The sequence below is a fragment of the Streptomyces sp. NPDC101181 genome (assembly GCF_044767975.1).
Lineage (GTDB): Bacteria > Actinomycetota > Actinomycetes > Streptomycetales > Streptomycetaceae > Streptomyces.
The window spans coordinates 15707-29943 of sequence record NZ_JBIWOX010000023.1; the positions used below are offsets into that span (position 1 = coordinate 15707).

9 protein-coding genes and 1 pseudogene are annotated in these 14237 nt (G+C 72.4%); 7 read left to right on the forward strand and 3 right to left on the reverse strand.

The features are described 5' to 3' along the window. Nucleotides 1–65 precede the first annotated feature (65 nt). Nucleotides 66–818: a hypothetical protein gene (locus tag ACIRRU_RS26850; RefSeq protein ID WP_403684819.1), complete on the reverse strand. Its 753-nt coding sequence runs from the start codon at nucleotides 816–818 to the stop codon at nucleotides 66–68. Between the two features lie 501 nt (nucleotides 819–1319). On the opposite strand from ACIRRU_RS26850, the gene ACIRRU_RS26855 reads away from it, so the two are divergent. The 5 genes from ACIRRU_RS26855 (at nucleotide 1320) to cseC (ending at nucleotide 6087) form a co-directional block, all read left to right on the forward strand. Continuing rightward, nucleotides 1320–2234, forward strand: coding sequence for an A/G-specific adenine glycosylase (locus ACIRRU_RS26855; protein WP_403684626.1), 915 nt, complete (start codon nucleotides 1320–1322; stop codon nucleotides 2232–2234). Nucleotides 2235–2395: 161 nt separating this feature from the next. Continuing rightward, a complete protein-coding gene (locus ACIRRU_RS26860; protein ID WP_403684629.1) occupies nucleotides 2396–3067 on the forward strand; it encodes a SigE family RNA polymerase sigma factor in 672 nt (223 codons plus the stop codon). A 170-nt stretch (nucleotides 3068–3237) separates the two neighbouring features. After that, entirely contained in the window at nucleotides 3238–3906 is a 669-nt protein-coding gene (locus tag ACIRRU_RS26865) for a hypothetical protein (RefSeq protein WP_403684822.1), read from the forward strand. A 56-nt stretch (nucleotides 3907–3962) separates the two neighbouring features. Continuing rightward, on the forward strand, nucleotides 3963–4682 hold the full coding sequence (gene cseB, locus ACIRRU_RS26870) for a two-component system response regulator CseB (protein ID WP_403684632.1): 720 nt from the start codon (nucleotides 3963–3965) through the stop codon (nucleotides 4680–4682). Nucleotides 4683–4743: 61 nt separating this feature from the next. Beyond that, a complete protein-coding gene (gene cseC, locus ACIRRU_RS26875) occupies nucleotides 4744–6087 on the forward strand; it encodes a two-component system sensor histidine kinase CseC (RefSeq protein ID WP_403684634.1) in 1344 nt (447 codons plus the stop codon). Between the two features lie 406 nt (nucleotides 6088–6493). On the opposite strand, the gene ACIRRU_RS26880 is transcribed toward cseC, so the two are convergent. Further along, nucleotides 6494–7213 carry a M23 family metallopeptidase gene (locus tag ACIRRU_RS26880; RefSeq protein ID WP_403684637.1) on the reverse strand — a complete coding sequence of 240 codons (720 nt, stop codon included), beginning with the start codon at nucleotides 7211–7213 and terminating at the stop codon, nucleotides 6494–6496. Between the two features lie 456 nt (nucleotides 7214–7669). On the opposite strand from ACIRRU_RS26880, the pseudogene ACIRRU_RS26885 reads away from it, so the two are divergent. Both ACIRRU_RS26885 and ACIRRU_RS26890 read left to right on the forward strand, forming a co-directional pair. After that, nucleotides 7670–8014 (forward strand): annotated as a pseudogene (locus tag ACIRRU_RS26885) (trypco2 family protein); the annotation flags it as partial. A gap of 182 nt (nucleotides 8015–8196) precedes the next feature. Beyond that, the gene (locus tag ACIRRU_RS26890; protein WP_403684639.1) at nucleotides 8197–11469 is read left to right on the forward strand and encodes an NACHT domain-containing protein; all 3273 of its coding nucleotides are present in this window, start codon (nucleotides 8197–8199) and stop codon (nucleotides 11467–11469) included. Between the two features lie 92 nt (nucleotides 11470–11561). Here ACIRRU_RS26890 and ACIRRU_RS26895 read toward each other — a convergent pair whose 3' ends face one another. Next, on the reverse strand, nucleotides 11562–14093 hold the full coding sequence (locus ACIRRU_RS26895) for an ATP-dependent Clp protease ATP-binding subunit (protein ID WP_363204827.1): 2532 nt from the start codon (nucleotides 14091–14093) through the stop codon (nucleotides 11562–11564). Between the last annotated feature and the right edge of the window lie 144 nt (nucleotides 14094–14237).

The window sequence follows — 14237 nt, forward strand, 5'->3', positions numbered from 1 at the left end:
GCGCGGACTCAGTCGGGCGTCCGGCGCGGGCTCAGCTGGGTGTCCGGCGCGCGTCCGGAGCGGGCTCAGTCCTTGGCCAGGACGAACGACGCGGGCTGGACCGTACCGCCGTCCGACTCCGCCTCCAGCAGGTACGTCCCTGGGGACGCCTTCCCCGGCGGCGGGGTCGCGCAGTCGGGGGCGGAGCGGACCCGGTTCCAGTCCACGGTGTGCACGACCGTGGCGCCCGCGGGGACCTTCAGGAACAGCGGGCCGGGCCGGGCGGGGCAGTCCTTCGAGGACCAGACCGCGTCGGCGTTCTCGTCACCGCCCGCCTCGGTGACCGTGAGGACCACGTTCTTCGGCCCGAGGTCGGTCTTGCAGGTGGCGGACGAGGTGTTCTTGACGACCAGTTCGAACTTCGGCTTGTCCTCGGGGGCGTAACTGACCTTCGTCCGCAGGCTCAACCGCACCGCGTTCGGCTTGCAGTCGGGAAGCGAGGAGTTCGCCGGGACCTGCTGGCCGCCCGCCCCGCCACCGCCCGTACCCGCACCGCCCGTACCTCCGGAGCCTGTTGACGCTCCGTCGGATGACGCACCGTCACCGCCCGCGCCACCGGAGGACTTGCCGTCGCCGCTGCCGGAGCCCCCGGAGCCGCCGGACCCCTCGGAGCCGCCGTCCTCGCCCGACTCGTCGCGCCCGCCGGGCTGTTCACTGATCGCGGGACCACTGCTGGAGGGGCCGGGGGTGATCGACTCCACCGGATCGGAGCCGCCCGGCTTGCCGTCGTCCTTGCTCCCCCCACCGCCGCCGGAGGTGAACGCCCAGGCGATCAGCACGGCGAGCAGCGCAACCAGAAGCGCCGCTACCGCCCTCCGTCGCCAGTAGATGCTGGAGGGAAGCGGACCGACCGGATTACGCATAGATCCCACGGCGCAAACTGTACGAGAGATCCAGGGCCGCTCGGGCCCCACCCGCCGCCAGACGCACAAGTTTTGCGGATCATCATCACGGGTGCGGCTCCCGGCGGAGGGGCGACCCGGTCGCGAAGGACGGCGACATGACCACAAGGCCGACGAAACAGACACGAGCGGCTCCGGCCCGCGCGACACCGGCGCGGAGAACCGCGCGACACCGGCGCAGCGGACAACGCGACACAGGAGCGGAGGACAACGCGGCACAGGAGCGGAGGACAACGCGGCACCGGCGCGGAGAACCACGCGACACCGCCGCAGGGGACAGAACGGGTGGCCGTTGTCACTCGCTGAGCCGCCCGTACGGGTCGACACCCCGCGCCCGTGACCGGTCGCCCCCTCTTCCGTGCCAGGATCGTCCGTGCGATGACAGCCATGACTTCGACTTCACCCCAGACGCCCCCCGCCGCCGCCTCCCTCCACACCCCCGTCATCGGGTGGTTCGAGCAGCACGCCCGCGATCTGCCCTGGCGCCGCCCCGAAGCGGGCGCCTGGGGCGTGATGGTCAGCGAGTTCATGCTCCAGCAGACCCCGGTGAGCCGGGTCCTCCCGGTCTACGAACAGTGGCTCGCCCGCTGGCCCCGCCCCGCCGACCTGGCCGCCGAGGCGCCCGGTGAGGCGGTCCGGGCCTGGGGCCGGCTCGGCTACCCGCGCCGCGCCCTGCGCCTGCACGGGGCCGCGCAGGCGATAACGGAACGGCACGGCGGTGACGTACCGAGCGAGCACGCCCAGCTGCTGGCGCTGCCCGGGATCGGCGAGTACACGGCGGCGGCCGTCGCCTCGTTCGCGTACGGGCAGCGGCACGCGGTGCTCGACACGAACGTCCGCCGGGTGTTCGCCCGCGCCGCGACCGGCATCCAGTACCCGCCGAACGCCACCACCGCCGCCGAACGCAAGCTCGCCCGCGCCCTGCTGCCGGACGGGGACGAGCGCGCGGCGAAGTGGGCGGCGGCCACCATGGAGCTGGGCGCGCTGGTGTGCACCGCGCGCAACGAGGACTGCGACCGCTGCCCGATCGCCGCGCAGTGCGCGTGGCGGCTGGCCGGGAAGCCCGCGCACGAGGGGCCCGCGCGCAAGGGGCAGACGTACGCCGGGACGGACCGCCAGGTGCGCGGGCGGCTGCTCGCGGTGTTGCGGGACGCGCTGACCCCGGTGCCGCAGGCCGCGCTGGACGCGGTGTGGGACGAGCCGGTGCAGCGGGCCCGGGCGCTGGACGGGCTGGTGGCGGACGGGCTGGTCGAGCCGCTGGCCGACGGCCGGTACCGGCTGCCGCTGACCTGACCCGGCCCCGCGGGCTGCGGGGCCCCGGCCTCGCGCTGTTACACAACCGATGGGCAGCCGTGCACCGGCCTACGGCTGCCCCGCACATCGCCGTGACAACGCCTCCGTAGCGTCTCCGACAGCAGGGCCCACGGGGATCGACGGGGACGGAGGCGGTTGTCATGGCGCAGGGCGAGGTGCTCGCGTTCGAGGACTACGTACGCACGCGGCAGGAGGCCCTGCTGCGCAGCGCGCGCCGTCTCGTGCCCGACCCGGTGGACGCGCAGGACCTGCTCCAGACCGCCCTGGCCCGCACGTACGGCCGCTGGGACGGCATCGCCGACAAGTCCCTGGCCGACGCCTACCTGCGCCGCGTCATGATCAACACCCGTACGGAGTGGTGGCGGGCGCGCAAGCTCGACGAGGTCCCCACCGAGCAGCTGCCCGACGCGAGCGTGGACGACGGCAGCGAACAGCGCGCCGACCGCGCCCTGTTGATGGACATCCTCGGGATCCTGGCTCCGAAGCAGCGCAGCGTCGTCGTGCTGCGACACTGGGAGCAGATGAGCACGGAGGAGACGGCGGCGGCGCTCGGCATGTCCGCCGGCACGGTCAAGAGCACGCTGCACCGGGCTCTGGCGCGGCTGCGCCAGGAGCTGGAGAGCCGCGAGCTGCACAGCCGCGAGGCGGTCGCCCGGGAGACCGGTGGCCACCGCGCGGCCGGCCCGGCCGCCGCTCCCCGCGCCGCCGCCCGGCGGTCGCCGGTCACGGTGGTGCCGGGCGGCCGGGCACACACACCGGCGCAGCGGGACGGGCGTCACGACGAGCGGGGGCGGGAGCGGTGCGCGGCCTGACGGGCAGCAGGAGCGGGGGCGGGGGCGGCACCAAAGGTGACGGAGGCGGCACCGGTGGAGGCTTCGGTGACACCTCCGGCGCCGGGGACCACCCCGGCAACACCGGCGACGACGACGGCGCCTCGGGGAGATCCGGCCGCGGTGACCGGTTCGGGTTCCGGTTCTTCCGGCTGCGGCCGGGCAGGGCGGCGAGCGGCACGGTTCTTGCCGGGCTCGTCGCCTTCGGGCTGCTCAGCGCCGGCTGCGCCACCGGCGGCACCGGCACCCGCGACGAGGGACCCGCGGGCAGTCAGCCGGTCGCCCAGATCACCCCGCAGGCCAGCCCCTCCGGTACGGCGAAGGCCACCCGGCGGATCGACAGCGTACGGCTCCTGAAGAACGACCCGAAGGTGGGCGAGCGGGTCAAGGAGGCGCTGAAGCCCTGCGCGGGCAAGACCTACCCGGTCGACACCTCCTACGGATCGCTGACCGGCGGTCCGGCCGCCGATGTCGTGGTCAACGTGATGAGCTGCGCCGACTCGGTGGGCCTCGGGACCTACGCGTACCGGGCGGGCGAGGACGGCTCGTACGAGAACGTCTTCACCGTCGAGGTACCCGCCGTCTACGGCACGATCGACCGGGGCGACCTGGTGGTGACGACCCAGGTCTACGGGGAGGACGACCCGATGGCGTACCCCTCCGGCTCGGAGGTGGTCACCTACCGTTGGGCGGACGACCGCTTCACCGAGCACGACCGGGTGCACAACGACTTCAGCCGCGGTTACACGGGCGCGGGCGACCTGTCCGTGCCGGCGGAACCGGAGGACCCGGTCGGTCAGCCGGACCCGGGCAGGAACTGAGGCGGCGCCCCGCCCCCGCGGGAGCGAGCAGGAACCGAAAGCGAGAAGCAGCGTCCATGGCCGAGACCCACGTCCTGTTCGTCGAGGACGACGACGTCATCCGTGAGGCCACCCAGCTCGCCCTGGAGCGGGTCGGCTTCACGGTCACCGCCATGCCCGACGGCCTGCTGGGCCTGGAGGCGTTCCGGGCCGACCGGCCGGACATCGCGCTGCTCGACGTGATGGTGCCGGGCCTGGACGGGGTGAGCCTGTGCCGCCGCATCCGGGACGAGTCGACCGTCCCCGTGATCATGCTCTCCGCGCGGGCCGACGCGATCGACGTGGTGCTGGGCCTGGAGGCCGGAGCCGACGACTACGTCACCAAGCCCTTCGACGGCGCGGTCCTGGTCGCCCGCATCCGCGCGGTGCTGCGCCGCTTCGGCCACGCGGCCGGGCCGGACGGCGGTCCGCAGCCGGGAAGCGGTACGGAAGGGGAGGGCCAGGCACTCGGCGGCGTGCTGGTCTTCGGTGACCTGGAGGTCGACACCGACGGGATGGAGGTGCGGCGCGCCGGTGAGCAGGTGGCGCTGACGCCCACCGAGATGCGGCTGCTGCTGGAGTTCTCGTCCGCGCCGGGCACGGTCCTGTCCCGGGACCGGCTGCTGGAGCGGGTCTGGGACTACGGCTGGGGCGGTGACACCCGGGTGGTGGACGTCCATGTGCAGCGGCTGCGCGCCAAGATCGGCCAGGACCGGATCGACACGGTCCGCGGCTTCGGCTACAAGCTGCGCGGCTGACCCGGGGATGAAGCGGACGGGCCGGACGAGGCCGACACGACAGACGGGGCCGACGAGACGGATGAGCCGGCCGACGCTGCGCACGGGGGTCCGCTGGAAGATCAGCATCGCCATCGCGGCGGTCGGCGCCCTCGTCGCGGTCGCGCTGAGCCTGGTGGTGCACAACGCGGCCCGGGTCTCCATGATCGAGAACGCCCGCGAGGTGCAGCTGGAACGGCTGCTGGGCGCGCAGCGCTTCTACGAGGCGACCGGCGTGCAGAACGGCGGCCCGAAGTTCGGCGCCAAGCTCAACGACCCGTCGCTCCCGCCGACCCTGCGCGAGGAGGTCCGCAAGAACCGCCGCGCCACCCATGTGGAACAGGGCCCCGACGGGGTCCCGGACGTGTGGGCGGCGGTACCCCTGGCGGGCGGCGACGTGCTGTCGCTGCACACCCGGCTCGCGGACCGCTCCGCCACGATCATGGACGACCTGGACCGGGCCCTGATCATCGGCTCGGTCTCGGTGGTCTTCGGCGGCTGCGCCCTCGGGGTCCTGATCGGCGGCCAGCTCTCACGCCGGCTGCGCAAGGCGGCGGCCGCGGCCGGCCTGGTGGCCCAGGGGCAGACCGGCGTACGGGTCGGGGAGTCGGTCGGCGGGGTCGTCCGCGACGAGACGGACGAGCTGGCGCGAGCGGTCGACGCGCTCACCGACGCGCTGAACGAGCGCATCGAGGCGGAGCGCCGGGTCACCGCCGACATCGCCCACGAGCTGCGTACCCCGGTGACCGGCCTGCTCACGGCGGCCGAGCTGCTGCCCCCGGGCCGCCCGACCGAGCTGGTACGGGACCGGGCCCAGGCGATGCGGACCCTGGTCGAGGACGTGCTGGAGGTGGCCCGCCTGGACAGCGCGTCGGAGCGGGCGGAGCTCCAGGAGCTGCCGTTGGGCGAGTTCGTCAGCCGGCGCATCGGGCTGTTGAATCCCGAGGTGACCGTACGGGTGGTGCACGAGTCGTGGGTCTCCACCGACCCCCGCCGCCTGGAGCGCATCCTCGGCAACCTGCTCGGCAACGCCGCCAAGCACGGCTCCACCCCGGTGGAGGTCACGGTCGAGGGCCGGGTGGTCCGGGTCCGCGACCACGGCCCCGGTTTCCCGGAGGAGCTGCTGCGGGACGGGCCGAGCCGGTTCCGTACGGGGTCGGTGGACCGGGCCGGGCACGGGCACGGTCTGGGCCTGACGATCGCGGCGGGTCAGGCCCGGGTGCTGGGAGCCCGGCTGACCTTCCGGAACGCGGCGCCCTCGGGTGCGGCGGAGGGCACGGGCGGGGCGATCGCGGTGCTGTGGCTGCCGGAGCACGCGCCGACGAACACGGGAAGCTTTCCGGTACTGCGGGCGGGGACGGCGGACCAGCCGCAGGCCTCGGGGTGAGTGCGCGGGGAAGGGCGGGAACGCGCTTTCCCGGGGCCGGGGTGGGCTCCCGGCATCGAGCTCGGGGCCTGGAGTGAGTGCGCCGCGATGGCCCGGTGTGGGACCCCGGCGTCGGGCGCGGGGTGGGCCCCCGGCGTCGGGCCCGGGGTGGGCTCCCGGGCATCGGGCCCGAGGAAGGCGGGAGCGCGCCGCGATAGCCTCGGGCGCAACGCCGACGGCGACCCCGAGGAGTGAGCCGTGAGGCTGTCCTCGACGTCGCCGTCGGTCGGGTGACCCGGGCGCACGCCCCGGGTACCGGGGTGCAACGGGTCCACTGAACTCTCTTCGGTTGTGCCGCGCGGCCGCCGGACGCTCAGGCTTCCGGGCTTCCGGGCTTCGGCGGGGTCGCGCGGTGACGCCCGCCGGATCAGATGGAGACGTGCACCGAGCGGAGGAACGCGGCCGGGTTCAGCGCCGAGCCGTAGTTCGGGGTGGTGCGGATCTCGAAGTGCAGGTGCGGGCCGCTGGAGTTCCCGGTGTTGCCGGACAGGGCGATCTTCTGGCCCGTCTTGACCTTCTGCCCGACGTTCACGTTGATCTTCGACAGGTGCGCGTACTGCGAGTACTTGCCGTTGGCGTGCTTGACCACGATGGCGTTGCCGTACGCGGGGCCGTCGCCGCCGCCGTTCGGACCGGCCTTCACGATGGTGCCGGTGTGGGCGGCCGTGACCGGGGTGCCGACCGGGACGGCGAAGTCCTGGCCGGAGTGCTTGGCGGCCCAGCGGGCGCCGCCGGTGCCGTAGCTGGCGCTCAGCGTGTACTTCTTGACCGGGGTCTTCCACGAGGCGGCGTTCTTCTTCGCGGCCTTCTTCTTGTCCTCGGCCTTCTTCTTCGCGTCGGAGGCCTTCTGCGCCGCGATCTTCTTGGCCGCCGCGGCCGCCTTGCTCTGCGCGGAGGCCTGCTGGGCGACCGAGTCGGCGGTGGTGCTCGCGGAGAGGGGGGCGGTACCGGCCGCATCGGTGGTGCCGGACGCGAACGCCGTGCCGGCACCCAGCGCCACGGACGCTCCCAGGCCGGCGGCCAGGACGGCGCCACGGACACGGGACACGGACGGGCGGTTGGTGTGCTGGTTCGATGCGCGCTTCATACGGGGAAGTCCTCCGAAAGGTGAGTGGACCCGGCGTGCTGTCCGGGCTTGCTCCACCTTGGTAACCCGCTCCCCCACCGGTGCCCAAACCCCCCATCTACGAAGAAAAGCCGTAGAGGGGGCCCTGGGAATTCGTCGCGGTTGCCCCGTTTCGGGAGGTGGCCCAGACGACGAAATCCTTCGCGGCGCAGGGGTTTACCCCCTGGTCCATCGCGACTTTTACGGACATTAGGCCTCAATGCGCGCTTATCCGTCGAATCGCGGGAAGGTCCTGCGCACGCCGGGCCGAAGGTCCCGCAACCACCCCGGGCGGTTTCTCCTAGCACGGGTAGTAGGCCTGTTTCGGGCTGTGCGCCTTGTCACCGCCGGTGGGACCTTGGTCCTTCCGATTCAGGACCTTCGGCCTGCTCCATCACTACGCTGAAGGGGAAGCGGAGCCGCACCCCGGGGGGACCCATGACAGCCGAGAACACCCACGCCTTGGACGGCATCGAGCTGGCCGACGCCGTCGCCTCCATCCGAAACCAGCTCATCGACGCGGCGACCCGGGCCACGGACCATCCCGTCTCCTTCGCGGTGGGCGACATCCAGATGGAGTTCACCTTCGAACTGCGCCGGGAGGCCAAGGCGGGCGGCAAGGTGAAGGCCTGGGTCGTGGAGGCGGGCGCGGACGCCTCCCGCGCCACGGGCCGCACGCACAAGGTCGCCTTCACGCTGACCCCGCGGAACGCGGCGACCGGCGAGGCCTGGGCGATCGGCACGGAGGACGACGGGTCGACGGCGGGGTTCGGCGGAGACGCCGAGCCCAGCGCCCCAGTAACCGGATTCAGCGCCCCCTCGGCCCGGTCGGGCGCCCCCGCAACCGGGCCCGGGGCCTTGTCAGGCGGAACCGGACCCGGCGCCTTCTCAGACGGAACCGGAACCGGAACCGGACCCGGGACCGGGGCGTCCGTCCCCACGACCGGCGACGGGGCCGGGCGGCCGTGAGCGCGGTGTCCATGGCCGACCGTACGGTCGTCGTCTCCGCGATCCGCCAGGGCAGTGGGGTCCTGCTCACCGACCGGCTCGTCCTGACCTGCGCCCACGTCGTCAAGTCCGAGTCCGTCCTCATCGCCCACCCCGCCCGCCCGGACCGGATACGGGCGACCGTCGCCTGGATCGACTACCGGCTGGACGTGGCCCTGCTGGAGGCGCTCGAACCGGTGCACCGGGTCCCCCGGGCGAGGCTCGGCGTGCTGGAGACCCGCGAGGCGGTCCCCGGCTGCGAGATCACCGGCTTCCCGGAGGTCCAGCGCTACGGCTCCGACCGGCGGCTGGAGGCCGACCAGTACACCGCGACGGTCCTGCCCCTGGCGGGCGAGGTCCGGGACCTGCTGGTCTGCGACCTGGACGGCTCGCCCGCCGCCCGCGCGGGACACGAGCCTCCGCCGCTGTCCGGGCTCTCCGGCGGTCCGCTGTTCGTCGGGGACGTACTCCTGGGCATCGCCCGCCAGGTCCCGGGGCAGCGCGGGGGCCGCCGGGTGGAGTGCGTGCCGCTGGGACCGGTCCTGGCGGCGGAACCGTTCGTCCGGGCCTGCCGCAGGATGGGCCTCGAACCGCGCCACGAGGGCGTCCACGGACACTTCCCGAGGGATCAGCGGTACGAGGCGGATTACGTCCAGGCGCTGGGCGTCGCCTACCGCCGGACGAAGGTTCTCGGTCTGGACGAGCTGAGCAGGGACGAGGCAGAATGGGACCTGGACACCGCCTACCTCAGCCTGGAGGCGCAGACCCAGGACCGGGCGACTCCCGGCCCGCCGCTCCCCCAGCGCATCGACGACCTCCTCGCCGGCCACCCCCGGGTCCTGCTGCGCGGTGAGGCGGGCGCGGGCAAGACGACGCTGCTGTGGTGGCTGGCCGCCCACGCCTCGGCCCGCACCCTGGAGGACCACCTGGCGCCGCTGAACGGTCTGGTCCCGCTCGTCGTGCCGCTGCGCACCCTGCACGCCCACGGCGGCCCGTTCCCGAACCCGTCGGAGCTGCCGGGTGCGGCGGGCCTCGTGGTGGATTCGGCCCCGGAGGGCTGGGCGAGCCGGGTCCTGGCGTCGGGCCGGGCGTTGCTGCTGGCCGACGGACTGGACGAGGTGCCGCCCGAGGACCGCGAACAGGCGCACACCTGGCTCGCCCGGCTGCTGGCCCGCTACCCGGACACCCGGTGCGTGGCCACCGTACGGCCGCTGGCCGTCGAGCCGGACTGGCTGCGGTCGGAGGGCTTCACGGAGTTACGTCTGCTGCCGATGCGGACCGAGGACATCCAGGCGTTCGTGGCCTCCTGGCACCGGGCGGCCCGGCTGTCCGGGCAGGACGGCACCCAGCGTCTGGACGTGCTGGAGCGCGACCTCTCCCACCAGTTCGACCAGAACCCCACCCTCCGCGACCTGGCCCGTACGCCCCTGCTCTGCGCGGTGATCTGCGCCCTGCACCGCCGCAGCGAGGGCTTTCTCCCCAGGACCCGCTGGCAGTTGTTCAGCTCGGCCCTGGAGATGCTGCTCGGCAACCGCGACATCCGGCGCCGGGTTCCCGACCCGGAGGGCGTGAGCCTGACCGTCGAGCAGCACACCCAGCTGCTCCAGCGGATCGCGGTCTGGCTGGTGCGCGGCGGGCAGGCGGAGTTCACCCGGGAGCAGGGGCTGCGCCAGATCGGCCGGGCGCTGAAGGGGATGCGCCAGGTGGCGGAGAAGCACAGCTCCGAGGCCGTTCTGACCCACCTGCTGAACCGCAGCGGACTGCTGCAGAAGCACGGCGACGACACCTACCAGTTCATCCACCGGACGTTCCAGGACTTCCTCGCCGCGAAGGAGTTCGTGGAGGACGACCAGCTGAACGAGGTGCTGGGCCACGCGGAGGAGGAGCCGTGGCAGGACGTGATCCTGCTGACGGCCGGGCACTGCGCCCGGCGCGACATCGCGGTGCTGGTGCGCGGGTTGCTGGACGCCGGGGAGAAGCACCCGGAGGGGTCGATCGAGCGCATGCGGCTGTGGGTCCGGGCCGACCTCTGCGCCCAGCACGCGGCCTACCTGGACGGAGCGGTGAGCGAACGGGTCCGGCTCAGTACGTCGGCGCTGTTCCCGCCCGCCGACGAGAAGCAGGTGCGCGCCCTGGTCCGGCTGGGGTCGGCGGCGCTGGACTTCCTGCCCGAACCTGACCGGACGGCCCCCGACGACCCGCGCGTCGAGAGCGTGGCGAAGCTGATCGTCCGGGTCGGGGGCGCCCCCGCCGTTCCGTACGCGGGTGCCTGGCTGCGGTCCCACCCGGGCCTGGCAGGCCTCTTCTGTGCCGCCTGGCCTTTCTTCCCGCCCGAGGAGTACGCCGCCGACGTGCTGGCCCACTGCGAGAGCCCGGACATGGCCCTCTGGGTGAGCGACCGGAAGCGGCTGCGGGCCCTGCGGCACATTCCGGCGGTCAGGGGCCTGACGCTGACGTCGGACCTGCCCGAGGAGGAGATCGCCGCGGCGCTGCGCGGCCGGCCGGTCGAGGCGCTCACCATGGAGACGAACGCCTCGCTCGTCCGTCTCTCGCACCTCGAAGCGCTCGCGGACACCCTGTCGGCCCTGGCCATCGCCGCGTGCCCCGGGGTGCGGGACCTGACGCCGCTCGCCCGGCTCCACCGCCTGGACACCCTCGACCTGGACGCCCAGGCGCTGGGCTCCATCGAGCTGGCCGCGCTGACCCGACTCGACTCGCTGGAGAACCTGACGCTGGACCACCTCACCGTGGGCGGCCTGGGAGAGATCGCCGCGCACCCCGGCGTACGGCGTCTGACCGTGCGGAGCGAACGCCCGCTCGCCCTGGACGGCCTGGAAGGCTGGACCTCGCTCGTGGAGCTGAGCGTCTCCGCACCGGTGTCACTGGACGACGCGCTCGTCGCGCTGCGGGACCGGCCCCGGATCACCGGCCTCTCCCTCACCGCGTTCCCCTGGGCCCATCAGCCGGACCCCCACCTCCACGCCCCCGCCGTCACCGACCTGTCCGTCCAGGCCCCCTCGCACACCGAGGACGTCGGCCTGCTGCGCCGGCTGTTCCCCGGAGTCGCCCGGCTCACGGTGGACGCCTCGGCGCGCCACGTCCTGGACCTGACCTCGCTGCACGCCTGGCCGGACCTCCGGGTCCGGGTGAGGGGGCTGGAGCGGCCCCGCCTCATCGGGGCGGAGGAGCTGGGCGACCGGCTCGTCACGACCCGTGAGGAGTCGCGCCACCGGCTCACCACCCCACGCTGAGACGCGGCACGGAAAAAGGGGCTGCCCCGGAACGGTACGGATACCGGTCCGGGGCAGCCCCTCAACGCTCGGGCTCAGGCCCTACGCGCGTGTCACGCGTCCTTCGTCAGGTTCGGGCCGGAGCCGCCGCCCGCTGCCTGCTCGATCGGGGGGACGTCGGGCAGAGCCGACTTCTCCTCGCCGCGGAAGGTGAACGTCTTGTCGTCACCCTCGCCCTCGACGCCGACGACCACGATGTGACCGGGGCGCAGCTCACCGAAGAGGATCTTCTCGGAGAGGACGTCCTCGATCTGGCGCTGGATCGTCCGGCGCAGCGGCCGGGCTCCCATCACCGGGTCGTAGCCCTTCTTGGCGAGCAGCGTCTTGGCCTCGCCACTGAGCTCGATGCCCATGTCGCGGTCCTTGAGACGCTCGTCCACCTTGGCGAGCATGAGGTCGACGATCTGGATGATGTCTTCCTCGGTCAGCTGGTGGAAGACCACCGTGTCGTCGACACGGTTGAGGAATTCCGGCCGGAAGTGCTGCTTGAGCTCTTCGTTGACCTTGACCTTCATGCGCTCGTAGTTCGTCTTGACGTCGCCCTGGGCGGCGAAGCCCAGGTTGAAGCCCTTGGAGATGTCCCGGGTCCCGAGGTTGGTCGTCATGATGATGACCGTGTTCTTGAAGTCCACGACCCGGCCCTGGGAGTCGGTCAGGCGACCGTCCTCCAGGATCTGGAGCAGGGAATTGAAGATGTCGGGGTGGGCCTTCTCGACCTCGTCGAAGAGGACGACGGAGAACGGCTTGCGGCGCACCTTCTCGGTGAGCTGGCCGCCCTCCTCGTAGCCCACGTAACCGGGGGGCGAGCCGAAGAGGCGGGAAACCGTGTGCTTCTCGCTGAACTCCGACATGTCGAGGGAGATCAGCGCGTCCTCGTCGCCGAAGAGGAATTCGGCGAGCGTCTTGGACAGCTCGGTCTTACCGACACCGGACGGACCGGCGAAGATGAACGAGCCACCGGGGCGCTTCGGGTCCTTCAGGCCGGCTCGCGTACGGCGGATCGCCTGCGAGAGGGCCTTGATGGCGTCCTTCTGGCCGATGACGCGCTTGTGGAGCTCGTCCTCCATGCGCAGCAGCCGGGAGGACTCCTCCTCCGTCAGCTTGAAGACCGGGATGCCGGTGGCGGTGGCGAGGACTTCCGCGATCAGCTCGCCGTCGACCTCGGCGACGACGTCCATGTCGCCCGCCTTCCACTCCTTCTCCCGCTTGGCCTTCGCCGCCAGCAGCTGCTTCTCCTTGTCGCGGAGGGAGGCCGCCTTCTCGAAGTCCTGGGAGTCGATGGCCGACTCCTTGTCCCGGCGGACACCGGCGATCTTCTCGTCGAACTCGCGGAGGTCCGGCGGCGCGGTCATCCGGCGGATACGCATCCTCGACCCGGCCTCGTCGATGAGGTCGATCGCCTTGTCCGGCAGGAAGCGGTCCGAGATGTACCGGTCGGCCAGGGTCGCGGCCTGGACGAGGGCCTCGTCGGTGATGGAGACCCGGTGGTGGGCCTCGTAGCGGTCGCGCAGACCCTTGAGGATCTCGATGGTGTGCGGCAGCGACGGCTCCGCGACCTGGATGGGCTGGAAGCGGCGCTCCAGGGCCGCGTCCTTCTCCAGGTGCTTGCGGTACTCGTCGAGCGTGGTCGCGCCGATGGTCTGGAGCTCGCCTCGCGCCAGCATGGGCTTGAGGATGCTCGCCGCGTCGATCGCGCCCTCGGCGGCGCCCGCACCGACCAGGGTGTGGAGCTCGTCGATGAACAGGATGATGTCGCCGCGGGTGCGGATCTCCTTGAGGACCTTCTTCAGGCGCTCCTCGAAGTCACCCCGGTAGCGCGAACCGGCGACGAGGGCGCCGAGGTCCAGGGTGTAGAGGTGCTTGTCCTTGAGGGTCTCGGGCACCTCGCCCTTGACGATCGCCTGGGCCAGGCCCTCGACGACCGCCGTCTTGCCGACGCCGGGCTCGCCGATGAGCACCGGGTTGTTCTTGGTGCGGCGGGACAGCACCTGCATGACCCGCTCGATCTCCTTCTCGCGCCCGATGACCGGGTCGAGCTTGGACTCACGAGCGGCCTGGGTGAGATTCCGGCCGAACTGGTCGAGCACCAGGGACGTGGAGGGCGTGCCCTCGGCGGGGCCGCCCGCGGTGGCCGCCTCCTTGCCGCCCGAGTACCCGGAGAGCAGCTGGATGACCTGCTGCCGCACCCGGTTGAGGTCGGCGCCCAGCTTCACGAGGACCTGGGCGGCGACGCCCTCGCCCTCGCGGATCAGGCCGAGCAGGATGTGCTCGGTGCCGATGTAGTTGTGGCCCAGCTGAAGGGCCTCGCGGAGCGAGAGCTCCAGGACCTTCTTGGCTCGCGGGGTGAAGGGGATGTGGCCGGACGGAGCCTGCTGGCCCTGCCCGATGATCTCCTCCACCTGCTGGCGGACCGCCTCGAGCGAAATCCCGAGGCTCTCCAGGGCCTTAGCGGCGACACCCTCACCCTCGTGGATCAGGCCCAGGAGGATGTGCTCGGTGCCGATGTAGTTGTGGTTGAGCATCCGGGCTTCTTCCTGAGCCAGGACGACAACCCGCCGCGCGCGGTCGGTGAACCTCTCGAACATCGTTAATCGCTCCTCAGAGCGGTCGGTCAGTGAGGGGTCGGTCCCCTCCCAGTCCTTCCGCATGCTAGTCCCGCAGGACGGGACAGCTCATTCCAACTGCCGACATCCGTCCGGATCACCCCGCGCCGAGCGGGGATTCTTACT

Excerpts from the sequence above, each read along its gene's own strand:
- cseB (WP_403684632.1), top strand. The coding sequence starts at position 3,963 with ATGGCCGAGACCCACGTCCTGTTCGTCGAGGACGACGACGTCATCCGT.
- ACIRRU_RS26895 (WP_363204827.1), bottom strand. The coding sequence starts at position 14,093 with ATGTTCGAGAGGTTCACCGACCGCGCGCGGCGGGTTGTCGTCCTGGCT.
- ACIRRU_RS26880 (WP_403684637.1), bottom strand. The coding sequence starts at position 7,213 with ATGAAGCGCGCATCGAACCAGCACACCAACCGCCCGTCCGTGTCCCGT.
- ACIRRU_RS26855 (WP_403684626.1), top strand. The coding sequence starts at position 1,320 with ATGACAGCCATGACTTCGACTTCACCCCAGACGCCCCCCGCCGCCGCC.
- ACIRRU_RS26860 (WP_403684629.1), top strand. The coding sequence starts at position 2,396 with ATGGCGCAGGGCGAGGTGCTCGCGTTCGAGGACTACGTACGCACGCGG.
- cseC (WP_403684634.1), top strand. The coding sequence starts at position 4,744 with ATGAGCCGGCCGACGCTGCGCACGGGGGTCCGCTGGAAGATCAGCATC.